The organism is Luteimonas sp. Soil_N_1 (genome assembly GCF_057656255.1).
Genome location: NZ_JBDGKS010000002.1, coordinates 74,700 through 91,106, shown reverse-complemented (window position 1 = coordinate 91,106; position 16,407 = coordinate 74,700). Strand labels below are relative to the sequence as shown.

Sequence of the window (16,407 nt, the reverse complement as noted above, 5' to 3'; positions counted from 1 at the left end):
GCGTGCGGCATCCGTTCAGCCTTTTCGCGCTGGGTTTCGTCGTGTACGCCCCCATCTGATGGGCATGACACAGACACCCGCTTCCCAGATTCCGTTCTCCGTCCTCGACCTTGCCCCGGTGACCGAAGGCAGTACGCCGGCCGAGTCCTTCGCGCGTTCGCTCGATCTCGCCCGGCATGCGGAAGCGCACGGCTACACGCGTTACTGGCTGGCCGAGCACCACAACATGCCCGGCATCGCCAGCGCCGCGACGGCGGTGCTGATCGGGCACATCGCCGGTGGCACGTCGACCATCCGCGTCGGTTCCGGCGGCGTGATGCTGCCCAACCACGCACCGCTGCAGGTCGCCGAGCAGTTCGGCACGCTGGCATCGCTGTATCCGGGGCGGATCGATCTGGGCCTGGGCCGCGCGCCGGGCACGGATCAGCCGACGACGAAGGCGCTGCGTCGCTACTACGCCGGCGCGGATGCGTTCCCGTCCGACGTGATGGAACTGCTGCGCTACTTCGAACCGGCCCAGCCGGGGCAGCCGGTACAGGCGGTGCCGGGTGCGGGGCTCGACGTGCCGGTGTGGATCCTCGGCTCCAGCCTGTTCGGCGCCGGTCTCGCGGCGACGCTGGGCCTGCCGTACGCGTTCGCATCACATTTCGCACCGGGCGCGATGTCCGAAGCCCTCGCGCTGTACCACCGCGACTTCAGGCCGTCGAAGCACCTGCGCCAGCCGCACGCGATGCTGGCACTCAATGTGGTGGCCGCCGACACCCGGGCGGAAGCCGAGCGTCTGTTCACCACCCAGCAGCAGAGCTTCGTGCGTTTGCGTCGTGGCGCGCCGGGCCTGATCCCGCCGCCGATCGATGACATCGAGGCGTTCTGGACGCCTGCGGAGAAGGCGATGGTCGCGCAGTCGCTGGCGTGTACGGTGGTGGGGGATGCCGCCGACGTGCGCGAGGGCATCGCCGACTTCGTCGCGCGCCACCGCCCTGACGAGCTGATGCTCACGGCCAACATCTTCGACCACGACGCGCGCCGGCACAGTTTCGCGCTGGCCGCCGGGGCCATGCGCGCCTGACGAGCTGCGCGGTGGCAATCGCATGGATGTGCAGTCGCGCATCCATGCGGATCCGGTTTTCCGCAGGGGACGTGCGATCATCTTCGGATGACACAGGACCGCATCATCGCTGCCGACGCCACCCGTGACGACGACGCCGTGGAGGCGAGCATCCGGCCGCAGCGGCTGGGTGAGTATCTCGGCCAGCAGCCGGTCCGCGACCAGATGGAAATCTTCATCGAGGCCGCCAAGCAGCGCCGCGAGGCGCTCGACCATGTGCTGATCTTCGGGCCGCCGGGCCTGGGCAAGACCACGCTCAGCCATGTGATCGCCAACGAACTCGGCGTCGCGCTGCGTGTGACCTCCGGGCCGGTGATCGAGAAGGCCGGGGATCTCGCCGCGCTGCTGACGAACCTGCAGCCGCACGACGTGCTCTTCATCGACGAGATCCACCGCCTGTCGCCGATCGTGGAAGAAGTGCTGTACCCGGCGATGGAGGATTTCCAGCTCGACATCATGATCGGTGAGGGTCCCGCCGCGCGGTCGATCAAGATCGACCTGCCGCCCTTTACCCTGATTGGCGCGACCACACGCGCCGGGCTGCTGACCGCACCGTTGCGAGACCGGTTCGGCATCGTCCAGCGGCTGGAGTTCTACAGCGCCGAGGAACTGACCCGCATCGTGCGCCGCTCGGCGCAGATCCTCGGCATGGCCTGCGAAGCCGATGGTGCAGGCGAAATCGCCCGGCGCTCGCGGGGTACGCCACGCATCGCCAACCGCCTGCTGCGGCGCGTCCGCGACTACGCGCAGGTCAGGGCGGGCGGGCACATCGACCGCGACGTCGCCAATGCCGCCATGCAGATGCTCAAGGTCGATCCCGAAGGGTTCGACGAACTCGATCGCCGCCTGCTGCACCTGATCATCGAGAACTTCGATGGTGGTCCGGTGGGTGTCGAGTCGATGGCGGCGGCGCTCAGTGAAGAGCGGGGCACGCTGGAGGACGTCATCGAGCCCTACCTGATCCAGCAGGGGTTCCTGGTCCGCACGGCCCGTGGCCGCATGGCGACGCGCAAGGCCTACCTGCATCTCGGTCTGACGCCCGTCACGCGTGAACCCGGCGTGGGATCGGGAGCGCTGTTCTGATGGGCCCCGCAACCCGCACCATGAGGCAGCGCGCATGAGCACCGGATCCGCAGACATCACCCGCGTGTCAGGTGTGTTCAGTTGGCCGACACGCGTGTATTGGGAAGATACCGACGCTGGTGGCGTCGTCTACCACGCGCAGTACGTGGCTTTCATGGAACGCGCGCGCAGCGAGTGGTTGCGCGCCCACGGTCATGGACAGGCATCGCTGCGCGATGCGCACGGTACGGTGTTCGCGGTGCGCGCGATGCGGATCGACTTCCGCAGTCCGGCGCGGCTCGACGATGCGCTGGAGGTCAGCGTGGCGCTGCGGCAGTGCCGGCGTGCGAGCGCGGTGTTCGTGCAGGAGGTGCGCCGTGATGGCGAACTGCTGCTCGATGCCGAAGTGCGCGTTGCGGCATTGTCGGCATCCGATTTCAGGCCGCGTGCCATTCCGGACGCGCTCTACACACAACTCAAGTCACTCGAAACGTCAGCGGAGTAATCCTGGATGAGTCTCATGCCCGTGCTGTTGCAGTCCGCCGCCCAGGTGCAGGCGTTGCCCGAAGACGCCGCTGCCGGCGCCACCGAGCTCGCGAACGCGGGCGCCGCTGCGGCCGCCACCGCGCCGATGGCCAACGAACTCAGCATTCTCGAGCTGATCCTGCACGCGTCGATTCCGGTGCAGCTGGTGATGCTGCTGCTGCTGTTCGCGTCGGTGTCGTCGTGGGTGATCATCTTCCGCAAGAAGCGCCTGCTCGACCGCGCCGAGAAGGAAGCCGACCGCTTCGAAGAGCGGTTCTGGTCCGGTGCCGAGATCAGCAAGCTCTACGCCTCGGCGACCGAGCGCAACCGCGAGATCGAAGGTCTCGAAGCGATCTTCGAGGCGGGTTACCGTGAGTACTCGCGCCAGCGGCAGCGCCGCGGCATCGACAGCCGTATGCAGCTCGAAGGCGCCCAGCGCGGCATGCGCGTCGCCGGTGCGCGTGAACTCGACGGCCTGGAGCGCAATCTGGAATACCTCGCCAACGTCGGTTCGATCGCGCCCTACGTCGGTCTGCTCGGTACCGTGTGGGGCATCATGATCTCGTTCCACGGCCTGGCCAGCGTCAAGGAGGCGACCATCGCCACCGTCGCGCCGGGTATCTCCGAAGCGCTGATCGCGACCGCGATGGGCCTGTTCGCCGCGATCCCGGCGGTGTGGGCCTACAACCGCTTCGCAACCAAGGTCGAGCGCGTCGCCACGCGCTTCGAGGCCTTCTCCGACGAGTTCTCTTCGATCCTCGAACGCCAGACCGGCACCGAGTGATCCCCGCGGCGCGCCCAGGCGCGCCGGCCCAGTCTCGTTCGACCGTTCCCGCATCCGGATTCCGCCATGTCGTCGATCTCCCTTCGCCGTTCCAAGCGGCGCAAGCTCAAGAACGAAATCAACGTCGTGCCCTACATCGACGTGATGCTGGTGCTGCTGATCATCTTCATGGTCACCACGCCGCTGATGAATCTGGGCACCGACATCAATCTGCCGGACTCGCGTGCGATGTCGCTGGGTTCGCCGCAGGATCCGGTCATCGTCAGCGTCTATCCCGACGGTGCGCTGGCCCTGATGGTCGAGCAGCAGAACACTTCGGTCTCCCGCGAGGATCTGGTCGCGCGCCTGCGTGGCATCCACACCCAGAACCCGGACGCGACGATCCTCGTCAGCGGTGACGGCACGGCCAGCTACCAGCGGATCATGAACGCGATCGACCTCATCAACGAGGCCGGCATCACCAAGGTGAGCCTGATCAGCCGTCCGGCGGAAAGCGCGAACTGAGATGCGCGAGTCGCGTTCCGACAATCTGGTGTCGATCGGACTGGCGCTCCTGGTCCACATCCTGCTGTTCGGCCTGATCTTCCTGGGCGCGCTGTGGAGCGCATCGTCGCGGCCGCAGTCCGCGATGGGGTCGCCGGTATCGGCCGACATCATCGATCCCAATGCACTGAGCGCGGCCGACCGCCGTGCGCTGGCGACGCGTCCCGAGCCGCTGCCCGATCCGGTCCCCGAGCCCGTGCCTGATCCGGCGCCCGAACCCGTGCCGGATCCGGTGCCCGAGCCGGTCGAAGAACCCGTGGTCGCGCCGCCGCAGCCGCTGCCCGAGCCGCGTCCCGAAGACGCCGCCGAGCAGCGCCAGGTCGCACCGCAGGAAGTGGTTCCCGAACCCGATACCGTGTCCCAGGCGGCCGTGCGCCGTGATGCGCTGGCCGCCGAGCAGCGCGAGAGGGAACAGGAAGAAAAGCGCCGCCAGGCGCAGATCGAACTCGCCGAACAGCAGAAGCAGCAGGAAGCCGAGGAGAAGCGACGCCTCGCACGGCAGGAACTCGAGAAGCTGCGCGCCGAGCGCGAACGTTCAGAGCGTGACGCGCGGCAGGCCGAGCAGCGCCTGAAGCAGATCGCCGAGCGCAATGCCCAGCAGGCGTCCGATCAACGCGCTGCCGCATCCGCCGCCAGCCCGCCGCCGGGCCGTCCGGATGGCGACAGCGGCCTGGCCGCGAAGTACGCGGCGGCGATCCAGGAAGCGATCCGTCGCAACTGGCGCCGTCCCGACAATGTGGCGCTGGGCCAGCGCTGCCGGCTCTACATCACCCAGTTGCCGGGCGGTGAGGTCATGAACGTCGAGTTCGACGCGTCGTGTCCCTACGACGCGCAGGGCCGCCGTTCGGTCGAGGCCGCGGTGCGCGCTGCCGAGCCGCTGCCGTACGAGGGGTTCCAGTCCGTCTTCAACCGCAGGCTCAACCTCAACTTCACGGCGCAGGACTGATGCCCGGACGCGTGCCGTTGGCCGTGTCATCCAGCAGGTTGTGGGCCGGCGCAGTGCTGCTCCCGGGGCAGGGGCGTGGCGCTGATGCGCTCTGTTCGCGTCATGGCGCTCCCGTATGTCGGCTTGGACCGGTGCTCCCGGCCAGCCTCACGCTCACGTTCACCCCGCCGGCGCGATGATTGCGCTGGTATTCATCCTGTTCCCCGCTCCAGCGGCCAAGCTGCCCGGGTTCACTCTCTTCAAACCGGTAGACCGATGAAACCCATCCTGATCCGTTGCCTGTTGGCCCTGTTCGCACTCGGCCTGCCCATGCTTGCCAGCGCGCAGCAGCAGGGCCTGGAGATCGACATCACCGGCGGCAGCGCCCAGGCGATGCCCATTGCGGTTGTGCCGATGCCCTACCAGGGCAGCGGTGCCGCGCCCGATACCGATGTCGCCGCCGTGGTGCGCGCCGACCTCGACCGGTCCGGCCAGTTCCGCTCGCTGCCCGAGCGCGACATCGTCGAGCGCCCGACCCGCGGCAGCGAGGTCCAGTACCCGACCTGGCGCGCGCTGCGTCAGGACTTCCTCGTGGTCGGCCGCGTGGTCGATGCCGGCGGCGGCAGCTACCGCGTCGAGTACGAAGTGTTCGATGTCGCCAAGCAGGAGCGCGTGCTTGGCCTTGCGATGACCGCACGTCCCAACGCGATGCGCGACGTCGCCCACCAGATGGCGGATGCGATCTACGAAAAGATCACCGGTGTGCGTGGCGCGTTCTGGACCCGGATCGCCTACATCACCCAGACCGGCGTCGGCGAAAGTGCGCGTTATGCACTGATCGTCGCGGATTCGGACGGCCACAACCCGCAGACGGTGGTGCGCTCCAACGAGCCGCTGATGTCGCCGAGCTGGAGCCCGGACGGCCGCCGCGTCGCCTACGTGAGCTTCGAGAGCGGCAACTCGGCGATCTACATCCAGGACATCACCAGTGGCGGTCGCGAACTGGTCTCGAGCTTCCGCGGCATCAACGGCGCCCCGGCGTTCTCGCCCGACGGCCGTCGTCTGGCGCTGTCGCTGTCGCGCAGTGGCAACCCCGAGATCTACGTCATGGACCTCGGCAGCAAGGCGCTGACCCAGGTCACCAACCACTTCGCCATCGACACCTCGCCTTCGTGGGCGGCTGACGGCGGCAGCATCTACTTCATCTCCGACCGCGGCGGACGCCCGCAGGTCTACCAGGCGCCAGCCTCGGGCGGCAACGCCACCCGCGTGACCTTCGAGGGCAGCTACAACGCCGACCCGTCGGTGTCCTTCGATGGCAAGAAAATCGTCGTGGCGCAAGGTTCAGGCAACGTGTACCGTATTGCACTGCTGGATCGCAGCCTGGGGTCGCCCCGCTGGTCCACGCTGTCGCCAGGGTCGCTCGACGAATCGCCGAGCTTCGCCCCGAACGCCGGCATGGTCCTGTACGCGGCGCGTGAGGGGCGCAGGGGTGTGTTGTATGCGGTGTCCTCGGATGGCCGTGTGCGTCAGCGCCTCGTCCTCGCCGATGGCGATGTGCGCGAGCCGGCATGGGGTCCGTTCCGGGAACAGCGCTGACGCTGCCTGCACGTCCCGTCCAATAACAATTGCCCTGTTGCCATAGAAACCCAAGGATCGACGAGATGAAGATGACCACCCGTTTGATGCTGGCCGCGATGCTCTGCACCGCCGCTGTCGCGTGTTCCAAGAAGGTCAAGGAAGAGGCACCGGTCGCTCCGGGTCCGTCGACCGGCACTGTCGCGCCGACCGGCCCGGCTGTTGCAGGCGCCTACACCCCCGCCGACCTCGACAGCGATGCCTGTCTGCGTCAGCGCGTTGTCTACTTCGATCTCGACCAGGATTCGCTGCGTCCGGAGTTCCAGGCTGTGATGGCCTGCCACGCCAAGTATCTGCGTGACCGCACTGCTTCGCGCATCTCGCTCGAAGGCCACGCCGACGAGCGCGGCAGCCGCGAGTACAACCAGGGCCTGGGCGAGCGTCGCGGCAATGGCGTGTCCTCGGCGCTGCAGGCCAACGGTGGTTCGGCTGCGCAGGTTGCGGTCGTCAGCTACGGCGAAGAGCGTCCGGTCTGCAATGACTCGAACGAAGATTGCTGGGCCCGCAATCGTCGCGTCGAGATCATCTACACCGCCCGCTGATGCGTTCGATGCGTCATTGGCTGGTGCTTCCAGTAGCGTTCGCGGCGACCCTGGTGGTCGCCGCGCCCGCTTGGGCGCAACGGGCGAGCCTCGCGGATCGCGTGGCCTCGCTCGAAGCGCGTGCGGGTGATACCAGCGCAAACGTCGATCTGTTGAACCAGGTCAACCAGCTGCGACAGGAAATCGTGTCCCTGCGTTCGCAGGTCGAGGAACTGCAGCAGCAGAACGAGCAGCTCAAGTCGAGCAGCCGCAGCCAGTATCTGGACATCGACGGCCGGCTCAACCGGCTCGAGAGCGGACAGGGCGGTGGCGGACTCGAACTGCCCGATCTCACCGGCGATGCAGCGCCGGCACCCGCGGCCGGCACCATTGCTCAGGCCGCGCGTGGTACTGCAGGCGGTAATGCGCCAGCGGCGCCGACGGCTGCGCCCGCAGACGAGCGCGGCGCCTACGACGAGGCGTTCGCCGCCTTGAGGAATGGCGAGTACGCCGATTCGGCAAGGCTGTTCCAGGCGTTCCTGCAGCAGCACCCGCAGGGCAGCTACGCGCCGAACGCGCTGTACTGGCTCGGCGAAAGCTATTACGTCACCCAGAATTACGCATTGGCGCAGGAGCAGTTCCTGTCGCTGATGCAGCGGTATCCGCAGAGCGACAAGGCGCCGGGCGCAATGCTCAAGGTCGGCCTGTCGCAGTACGGACTGAAAGACCTCGACGGCGCCGAGACGACGCTCGCCGATGTCGGCAAGCAGTATCCCGGCACCGATGCGGCACGCACCGCCGCTGACCGGCTCCGCGCGATCCAGCTCTCGCGCCTGCGCTGATCCATGACCGCCGTCGCGCCCGATGCGGTCGCCGCATCCGCGGCCGACCGGCTCAAGCTCACCGAAGTCTTCCTGTCGCTGCAGGGCGAAGCCCGCGATGCCGGCTGGCCGACGGTGTTCGTGCGTCTGACCGGCTGCCCTCTGCGCTGCACCTATTGCGACACCGCGTACGCCTTCCACGGCGGTAACTGGTGGACGGTCGACGACATTCTGGCCGAGGTCGCGAAACATGGCGTCCGCCATGTGTGCGTGACCGGCGGCGAGCCGCTGGCGCAGAAGCGCTGCATCGGGCTGCTGCGGCGTCTGTGCGATGCCGGCTACCAGGTGTCGTTGGAGACCTCGGGCGCGATCGACATCTCCGCGGTCGACCCGCGCGTGAGTCGCGTGCTCGACATCAAGACGCCTGCCTCCGACGAAGCGCACCGCAACCGCTGGGACAACCTGGCGCTGCTGACCGCGCATGACCAGATCAAGTTCGTCGTGTGCTCGCGCGCTGATTACGAATGGGCGCGCGATCTCGTGCTGACCAAGGGCCTGCCGCATCGTTGTGATGTGCTGTTCTCGCCGAGCAAGGGCGAGATCACCGGTCGCGAACTGGCCGACTGGATCGTCGCCGACCGCTTGCCGGTGAAGTTCCAGATGCAGCTGCACAAGTTGCTGTGGGACGACGAACCGGGGCGTTGAGCCCGGCATCCGCCCGAAGGCTGCGCTAGCCTGTCACGCGACATCCGAATTCCCGTACCGCATCCAGATCGCCCCATGAGAAAAGCTGTCGTCCTGTTGTCCGGAGGCATGGACTCCGCCGCCGTCATCGCCATCGCCCGGGAACAGGGCTTCGATGTGCATGCGCTGAGCGTGCGCTACGGCCAGCGTCACACGTCGGAACTCGATGCCGCCGCGCGCGTTGCGGACGCGATGGGCGTCACCGTGCACAAGACCGTCGACGTCGACCTGCGCAGCATCGGCGGCTCGGCACTCACCGACGACATCGACGTCCCGGAAGCGGGCGGCGCAGGCATTCCGGTGACTTACGTGCCGGCGCGCAACACGATCATGCTGTCTCTGGCGCTGGGCTGGGCCGAAGTGCTCGGTGCGGCGGACATCTTCTGCGGCGTCAACGCGGTCGACTATTCCGGCTATCCCGATTGCCGTCCGGAGTTCGTCGACGCGTTCGAACGCCTGGCCAACCTGGCGACCAAGGCGGGCGTCGAAGGCGCCGGTATCCGTGTGCATGCCCCGCTGCAGCGCATGGGCAAGGGCGACATCGTGCGCGAAGGCGTGCGGCTCGGCGTCGACTTCGGCCTGACCGTCTCCTGTTACAACGCCGATACGCAGGGCCTGGCGTGCGGTCACTGCGATGCATGCCGCCTGCGCGCGGATGGATTTGCCGCCGCGGGCGTTCCCGATCCCACGCGCTATCTCGAAACAACGGGCTGAGGCCGACGTTTCGTCCGCATTGCGTTAGAATGCGCCCCCTGCGCCGGCCGTTGCCGGTGACTGTCGAAAGACGGGTCGTTAGCTCAGTCGGTAGAGCATCGGACTTTTAATCCGCTGGTCGATGGTTCGAATCCATCACGACCCACCATCTGCAAGCAAGGCGCGGCCGAAGTCTCCTGACGCGACGCCTCTGCGATCCGCAAATCCGCTGCATGCGTCCTGCGTCGTCCGCGCCAGACAGCGGATCCGGTCCTGCCCGATGGGCGACGCGATCGATCAGAGCGCCTGTTTCGCGAATTCCGCATTGAGCGCATAGACGAAGCGCCCGACTTCCGGCGTGATGCACTCGTTGAACGTCTGCAGATCGGAACAGCGTGCATCCGCATCCGCCGCGTGTCGGCGTGCGTCGGCGGCTCCGAGAATGGCGCGCGCCCGCGAATAGCATTGCGCCGCGGGGGAGCCCTGACGGAGCGGACCGTACTTCGTCATGCAGTAGGTCATCGCACTGCCAAGGCCGGCTGCGCTCATCGCGTAGATGGACTGGGGTGCACCGGGTGCGCGAGGGGTCTGGGCGCCGGTCGAAGCCGAGGCTGCGATCGCAAGCACCAGCACTGCAGGAAGTAGGCGTTTCATGGCGCCTTTATACCAGCCGCCGAGCGGACGCGTGCGTCGGCGCTGGGCACCTGTGCCGGGGTGCGCGTCAGGTCCCCAACACGGGGTTGCATCAGGCGCGGGTGCTCCGTCCTTGCAAGCTCTGATGACCGCGCATGTGAGGGCGCGGCGCCATCTGTGAGCGGGCTATCACCGCCGGAGCGCGGACGCGCCTTGACCGCACATCGCCGTCGACTTCGGGCCTGCGAACTGCGACACATGGGGTGCGCGCAGGAGTGCCGCCGTGGATCTCCCGAGCGGTCGATGCATCGACGCAAGCGGGTCCGCATCGCCGAATCGCGCGCTGCATCCGTGAATCCCGGCGCACTTTGTCCGAGTCCTCTGCGGAAGTCCGTGGTCGTCCACCGAACTGGACGTGCCGGGTCGAGATGTGCCGATTCTCGGCGTTCTCCGCAGTGCGTCTATTCAGAAACCCGATCCAATTTCGCCTGTGGCACGCCCTCAAGCGTCAGTTTGTGACCCTAAATGTCATTTCGGATAGATGCCCATATAAAACGTGACAGTGGCACGGTCTGTGCGTGATCATCGACGCGCGTCCCGCATCGGGATGCTGCGTTCTGTCAAGGCAGAGCGCCTACCTGTGAGCCGGCCGACGCTGCCCGCCCACGTACTATTTCTCTGGGGACAATTGAATGAACAGGATTTTCAGCAAGGTCTGGAGCAAGTCGCTTGGGCAGGTGGTTGTGGCATCGGAGCTCGCCAGCAGCGACGTTTCGACGGGTGGACGGCAGGCCGGTACGGTCGGGGCGGCCCCTTGCGCACTGGCGCTGGCGCTTCTGACGATCCTGTTCGCGTCATCTGCGGCCGCGCATGTCTATGCGCCCCCCAACTGCGATTCCGCAAGTAATTCGACCGTTGGCCGGATCAATCCAGGCAGCACGACGACTCTGCCCGTTGATGGTTCAGGCCAGTACTCGAACATCATCGGGTGCAACGCGAGTGGCAACGCGCAACTCGCTGCAACGGTGATGGGCGGTTTCAGCCAGGTCACTGGCGCGGGCGGTACTGCGATCGGTTTCAACGTGCGGGCCGCCCGGTTTGCCGTTGGTGTGGGTGTAGAAAGCCGGGCTACGGGCACGGGCAGCACCGCCATCGGCTATGGCGCTGAGGCAACTGCGCTCAATGCCGTCGCGATCGGTGGCTCCGCGACTGCAGCCGCTTCTCTTGCCGCTGGCGACGTCACGCGCGCCAGCGGTCTCGGCGCGATCGCAATCGGTGCCAACGGTACACGTGGCGCGCAGGCAGCCGGAGCCGATTCGATTGCGCTGGGTGGCCAATCGACGACCCCGGGCGCCAACACGATCGCGATCGGTCGTGCTGCGTCAGCCGGTACCGGGACCGAAACGGATGCGATCTCGATCGGCAATGCGGCCGCTTCATGGGCCGGGAGCACTGCAATCGGTGCGGGCGCCGCTGCGGACCAGATCGGCGAGGTCCTGGCAAACGGCGGCGTTGCGATCGGTCCGACGGCGCGCACCGCCAACGAGACCACACGCGCGATCGCGATCGGTTCGGCGGCGAGCGTCGTCGGTTCTGGCGGTGGCGTCACGGCCAACGGCACGGCAATCGGCGCGGGTGCGCAGGTGCAGGCCAGCAATGGCTCGGCGTTCGGCGCCAGCACACTCGTCACTCATGAGGGCGCGGTTGCGCTCGGTGCAGGCTCGGTGACCGCGCCTGTGGCGGCGACATCCTCTGTCACGCTCAATGGCGTTAACTACGCCTTCGCCGGCACAACGCCGACCAGCACGGTCAGTGTTGGCAGCGCAAGCAACGCGCGCACGATCACCAACGTCGCCGCAGGCCGCATCAGCGCGACCAGCACCGATGCAATCAACGGCTCGCAGTTGAATGCGACCAACATGGCCGTGAACGCGGCCGGCACCCGGCAGGCCGCGTTGGGCACCAGCGTGGCGCAGGTGATCGGCGGCACGTCGGCCTACAACGCAACCACCGGTGCAGTGACCCCCGGCCTGACCGTCGGAAACACGCCGCATACGAGTGTGCAGAGCGCGTTGACCCAGCTCAATGCGAACCAGGTGGCGGGCCAGACCCACTATTTCAGCGTCAACGGAAACGGCGCCACCCAGGGCAACTTCACCAACAACGGCGCGACCGGCATCAACGCTTTGGCCGCAGGCACGAATGCGACGGCCACCACCAGTTCGGCGGTTGCGGTCGGTGACCGTGCAGCTGCGACGGGCCTGACGTCCACGGCCATCGGTTTCGCGACCGAAGCACAGGGCGAGTACAGCGTTGCGATCGGTTCGGGCGCCAAGGTGTTTGGCAACCGCGGATACGCGCTCGGCAATGACGCGATTGCACGTCAGGACGATGTGGTCATCGGTGCCGGTGCGCTCGCAGGCTCGGACGACTCCCAGGAAACGACGGCGATCGGCGCTTTGGCGGGTGCCAATGCACAGAACGCAGTGGAATCCACGTTCATCGGCGCGCGAGCGGGCAGCGGCAGCAACGGCAGCCGTAACACTTACACGGGTTATCTGGCGGGCACGTCGGCGGCGGGCAGCCTCAACGTTGCCAGCGGTCATCTGGCAGGTGCGGGCGCTGCGGGCAACCGGAATGTGTCGCAGGGCAGTGGCGCAGGCGCACTGGTCACCGGTGACGACAACGTTGCCATCGGCTCGCAGGCCGGGTCGCTGTTGGCGCTCGATGACAATGGCAACCCCGTTTCCGCTGGCCTCGCTTCCTACAACGAGGCGATCAACATCGGACGCAACACCCGCGCACTCGCCAACCAGGCAGTCGCGCTGGGCAGCGGTGCGCAGGCAGGCCAGGCCGCAGCGGTGGCCCTGGGCAGCGGCAGTGTCACTGCCGCCTCTGTCGGCACGGCAGGTGCCACGATCGCCGGCGCAGACTACGCTTTCGCCGGCACCACCCCGAGCAGCACGGTCAGCGTGGGTAACGCGGGTAACGAGCGCACGATCACCAACGTGGCGGCGGGTCGCCTCAGTGCGACCAGCACCGACGCGATCAATGGCTCGCAGCTGCACGCCACCAACCAGGCGGTCGGTGTCGTCAACCAGAATCTCGTGGCCGTCGACAGCCGGGTGACCGCGCTGGGCAACGGCACTGCAGACGCACTGGGTGGCACCTCTGCCTATGACGCCGCGACCGGCGTCCTGACGCCCGGCCTCACGGTCGGCGGCGTCGCCAGCCCGGACGTGCAGACCGCGCTCAACACCATCAACACCACTGCCAACGCCGGCTGGAACGTCACCGACGAAGAAGGCAACACGGCCAACATCGGTCCGGACGGCGAAGTCACGTTCGTGGGCGACGGCAACATCGCCGTCACCCAGGCAGGCGTGAACGATGCCGGTGAAGTCCAGATCACGTTGAACCGCCAGCTCGACCTGGATGGCGTGACGATCGGCGGCACGACGATCGGCGGCAATGGCCTGACGATCAGCAATGGCCCGAGCATCACCACCGGCGGCGTCAATGCCGGCAACCTGGCCATCACCGGTGTGGCGGCGGGCGTCAACCCGACCGATGCCGTCAATCTGGGTCAGATGAACCAGACGGTCGAAGCCAACCGCACCAAGTACTACAGCGTCAATTCAACCGCCGGCACCAATTTCAACAACGAAGGCGCCACCGGTGCCGATGCGATCGCATCGGGCAAGAATGCGAGTGCGCAGGGTGCACGCAGCATCGCGATGGGATTGAACGCACAGGTGCGTCCGCAGCCCAACGGCGTTGCGAACGCTCCCAACAACACCGCTGCCAATTCCATCGCGATCGGCTTCAGCGCAATTTCGGGCAATAACAATGCCTTGGCGATGGGCATCGGTGCGCAGGCCAACCGTCAGGATTCGGTCGCGATCGGCCCGAACGCACAGGTGCAATGGGATGGCACGGCGCAGGCCAACTCGTTTACCGGTCAGATCGCGATCGGCAGCGGCGCGGTCACCGGTCCCGGTGCAGGCACGGGCGCTATGGCGATCGGTCGAGGCGCCTCTGCCGACAGCGGCAATCTGTTGACTGCGATCGGTGCCAACGCCGTAGTCCGAGGCAACATTACGACCGCAATCGGCGCCCAATCGATTGCGTCTGGCGATACTGCGGCGGCGGTTGGCGTGCGCTCGCAGGCCTCCGGCTACGACAGTGTTGCACTGGGCACTGACGCAACTGCCGGCCGCAATGCGGCAGGCACCTCGATCAACTCGGCATCCGCGATCGGCGTCTACAGCGCCGCGCAGGGGACCGGCGCATCGGCAATCGGTACCGGCGCGTTCGTGTTCGGCAACGGCTCCGGTTCGGTGGCGGCGATCAATCCGAACACCGCGCGTATCCAAGGGGCCGCCAAGGCCGATACGATCTTCAGCATCGTGGGTGGTACCGAGAACTTCGCGGTCGGTAACCGCAACCTGATCGGTGGCACGTCGACCAACAACGTCGCCTTCGGCAACGACATCAAGCTGGGCGCAAGCGCGGCGACGTTCGAAGAGCGGACCGTCGTGCAGAACGGCGTCACGATGCGGTACTACGTGCCGACCTTCACCAACCAGGTCGCGATCACCAACTCGGTAGCCATCGGCCAGTCGGCGCGGGTGGGTGCGAGCAACAGCGTCGCGATCGGCCCGAACGCCAGTGCAACCGGTGCGAACACCTATGCGGGCGGCGCGAATGCGGCCGCGAGCGGGGCGAACGCAGTGGCCCTGGGCAATCAGGCGCAGGCCTTCAACACGGGTGCGACCGCTGTCGGTAACGGTGCAGCCGCGGGTGACTTCGGCGTTGCGCTGGGTCAGCGTGCGACCGCGTCGACGACGGGTGCCGTTGCGGCAGGCGTCAATGCGACCGCTACTGGCGTTCACTCGATGGCCCTGGGTTCCAACGCGTCGACCGCGCACAACAACAGCGTTGCGCTGGGCTCCAGCTCGCGCACGGACGCAGCGGTCGCCACGACCGGTGTCACGCTCAACGGCACGACCTATGACTTCGCCGGCACTGCGCCGACGAGCACGGTCAGCGTCGGTACCCTGGGCAGCGAACGCACGATCACCAACGTCGCTGCGGGTCGCATCGAGGCGTCCAGCACTGACGCGATCAACGGTTCGCAGCTGCACGCGACCAACACCGCGCTGGACGGCGTGGCCGAAGTCGTCAACGCGGGTTGGAATGTCAGCGCCAACGGCGAGAACCTCACCCAGGTCGGTGGTGACAGCGCGCTGGGCAACAGCGTTGACCTCAACAACACCGACAACAACATCCTGGTCACGAAGTCGGACGACAGCAACGATGTCACCTTCAATCTGGCGGACGACCTGGCGATTGCCGGCAGCATCAGCGTGGGTGACACACTGATCGACGGCAACGGTGTGGCGGTCGGTGATGACGTCAAGCTGGGCAACGCCGGTCTGACGATCGCGGGTGGCCCGAGCGTGACGATCGACGGCATCGATGCAGGTAACCAGGTCATCAGCGGCGTCGCAGCGGGTCAGCTGGGCACCGATGCGGTGAACGTCGATCAGCTCGAAGACGCACGTACGAAGTACTACAGCGTCAACGATGGCGGTGTGCAGGGCGGCAACTTCGACAACGATGGCGCCACTGGACTCAACGCGGTGGCCAGCGGTGTCGGCAGCACTGCCGCTGGCGTCCGCAGCTACGCGGCGGGTGCTGACTCGCAGGCCGCTGCAGACCGGAGCATCGCGATCGGCAACCGCACGCGGGCACTCGCCACGGGCGCGATCGCAGTCGGCGAGCTCGCAATCGCCAACGGCCAGTTCAGTGTTGCGCAGGGCGTGCGCGCCGTCGCGTCGAACACCGGTTCGATCGCAATGGGCGTCAATACGGTGGCCAACGGGGTGAATGCCGTCGCGCTGGGCGCCAATGCCGTTGCCCAGCAGAACGGCAGCGTGGCCCTGGGCGCGGGTTCGATCACCGATGCCGCAGTGGCCACGAGCGGTGTCACGCTCAACGGCGTCGACTACGACTTCGCCGGTACCGCGCCGCTGAGCACGGTCAGCGTCGGCAGCGTGGGTGCCGAGCGGACGATCACCAACGTCGCCGCGGGCCGCATCAGCGCGACCAGCACCGATGCGATCAACGGCTCGCAGCTGCACGCGACCAACACCGCGCTGGACGTGGTGGCCGAAGTCGCGAACGCGGGCTGGAACATCAGTGCCGATGGTGCCAACAGCACCAACGTCGGCCTGAACAGCGAGACGGGTATCGACGTCGATCTGAACAACGCAGACGGCAACATCGTGGTGTCGAAGTCGGACGACAGCAACGACGTCACCTTCGATCTGGCCGATGATCTGAACGTTGCCGGCAGCGTCACCGTCGGCGGCACGCGGATCGACAACACCGGTCTGACGATCGTG

13 protein-coding genes and 1 tRNA gene are annotated in these 16,407 nt (G+C 66.9%); 13 read left to right on the top strand and 1 reads right to left on the bottom strand.

Going from position 1 to position 16,407, the window contains the following annotated elements:
• Positions 1-64 precede the first annotated feature (64 nt).
• From AC3A4E_RS14215 to AC3A4E_RS14160, 12 genes are all read left to right on the top strand, one after another.
• The gene (locus tag AC3A4E_RS14215) at positions 65-1,069 is read left to right on the top strand and encodes an LLM class flavin-dependent oxidoreductase (RefSeq protein ID WP_487632148.1); all 1,005 of its coding nucleotides are present in this window, start codon (positions 65-67) and stop codon (positions 1,067-1,069) included.
• 87 nt (positions 1,070-1,156) lie between these two features.
• Positions 1,157-2,191: a Holliday junction branch migration DNA helicase RuvB gene (gene ruvB, locus AC3A4E_RS14210; protein ID WP_487632147.1), complete on the top strand. Its 1,035-nt coding sequence runs from the start codon at positions 1,157-1,159 to the stop codon at positions 2,189-2,191.
• A gap of 34 nt (positions 2,192-2,225) precedes the next feature.
• Complete coding sequence (gene ybgC / locus AC3A4E_RS14205) at positions 2,226-2,675, top strand: tol-pal system-associated acyl-CoA thioesterase (RefSeq protein ID WP_487632146.1); 450 nt, start codon at positions 2,226-2,228, stop codon at positions 2,673-2,675.
• A gap of 6 nt (positions 2,676-2,681) precedes the next feature.
• Positions 2,682-3,479, top strand: a complete 798-nt coding sequence (gene tolQ, locus AC3A4E_RS14200) for a protein TolQ (protein WP_487632145.1) — start codon at positions 2,682-2,684, stop codon at positions 3,477-3,479.
• 66 nt (positions 3,480-3,545) lie between these two features.
• On the top strand, positions 3,546-3,983 hold the full coding sequence (locus AC3A4E_RS14195) for an ExbD/TolR family protein (protein WP_487632144.1): 438 nt from the start codon (positions 3,546-3,548) through the stop codon (positions 3,981-3,983).
• 1 nt (position 3,984) lies between these two features.
• Positions 3,985-4,968 carry a cell envelope integrity TolA family protein gene (locus tag AC3A4E_RS14190; RefSeq protein WP_487632143.1) on the top strand — a complete coding sequence of 328 codons (984 nt, stop codon included), beginning with the start codon at positions 3,985-3,987 and terminating at the stop codon, positions 4,966-4,968.
• 255 nt (positions 4,969-5,223) lie between these two features.
• Positions 5,224-6,546 carry a Tol-Pal system beta propeller repeat protein TolB gene (tolB, locus tag AC3A4E_RS14185; RefSeq protein WP_487632142.1) on the top strand — a complete coding sequence of 441 codons (1,323 nt, stop codon included), beginning with the start codon at positions 5,224-5,226 and terminating at the stop codon, positions 6,544-6,546.
• Positions 6,547-6,611: 65 nt separating this feature from the next.
• Entirely contained in the window at positions 6,612-7,127 is a 516-nt protein-coding gene (gene pal / locus AC3A4E_RS14180; protein ID WP_487632141.1) for a peptidoglycan-associated lipoprotein Pal, read from the top strand.
• An 8-nt stretch (positions 7,128-7,135) separates the two neighbouring features.
• On the top strand, positions 7,136-7,948 hold the full coding sequence (gene ybgF, locus AC3A4E_RS14175; protein WP_487632424.1) for a tol-pal system protein YbgF: 813 nt from the start codon (positions 7,136-7,138) through the stop codon (positions 7,946-7,948).
• A 3-nt stretch (positions 7,949-7,951) separates the two neighbouring features.
• Positions 7,952-8,632 (top strand): 7-carboxy-7-deazaguanine synthase QueE, encoded by a 681-nt coding sequence (gene queE / locus AC3A4E_RS14170; protein ID WP_487632140.1) that lies wholly within the window; start codon positions 7,952-7,954, stop codon positions 8,630-8,632.
• A 75-nt stretch (positions 8,633-8,707) separates the two neighbouring features.
• A complete protein-coding gene (gene queC / locus AC3A4E_RS14165; protein ID WP_487632139.1) occupies positions 8,708-9,385 on the top strand; it encodes a 7-cyano-7-deazaguanine synthase QueC in 678 nt (225 codons plus the stop codon).
• 72 nt (positions 9,386-9,457) lie between these two features.
• Positions 9,458-9,533: transfer RNA gene (locus AC3A4E_RS14160), tRNA-Lys, on the top strand.
• Between the two features lie 128 nt (positions 9,534-9,661).
• Here AC3A4E_RS14160 and AC3A4E_RS14155 read toward each other — a convergent pair.
• A complete protein-coding gene (locus tag AC3A4E_RS14155) occupies positions 9,662-9,913 on the bottom strand; it encodes a hypothetical protein (RefSeq protein ID WP_487632138.1) in 252 nt (83 codons plus the stop codon).
• Between the two features lie 776 nt (positions 9,914-10,689).
• On the opposite strand from AC3A4E_RS14155, the gene AC3A4E_RS14150 reads away from it, so the two are divergent.
• On the top strand, positions 10,690-16,407 hold a 5,718-nt coding region (locus tag AC3A4E_RS14150; protein ID WP_487632137.1), incomplete at its 3' end, for an ESPR-type extended signal peptide-containing protein.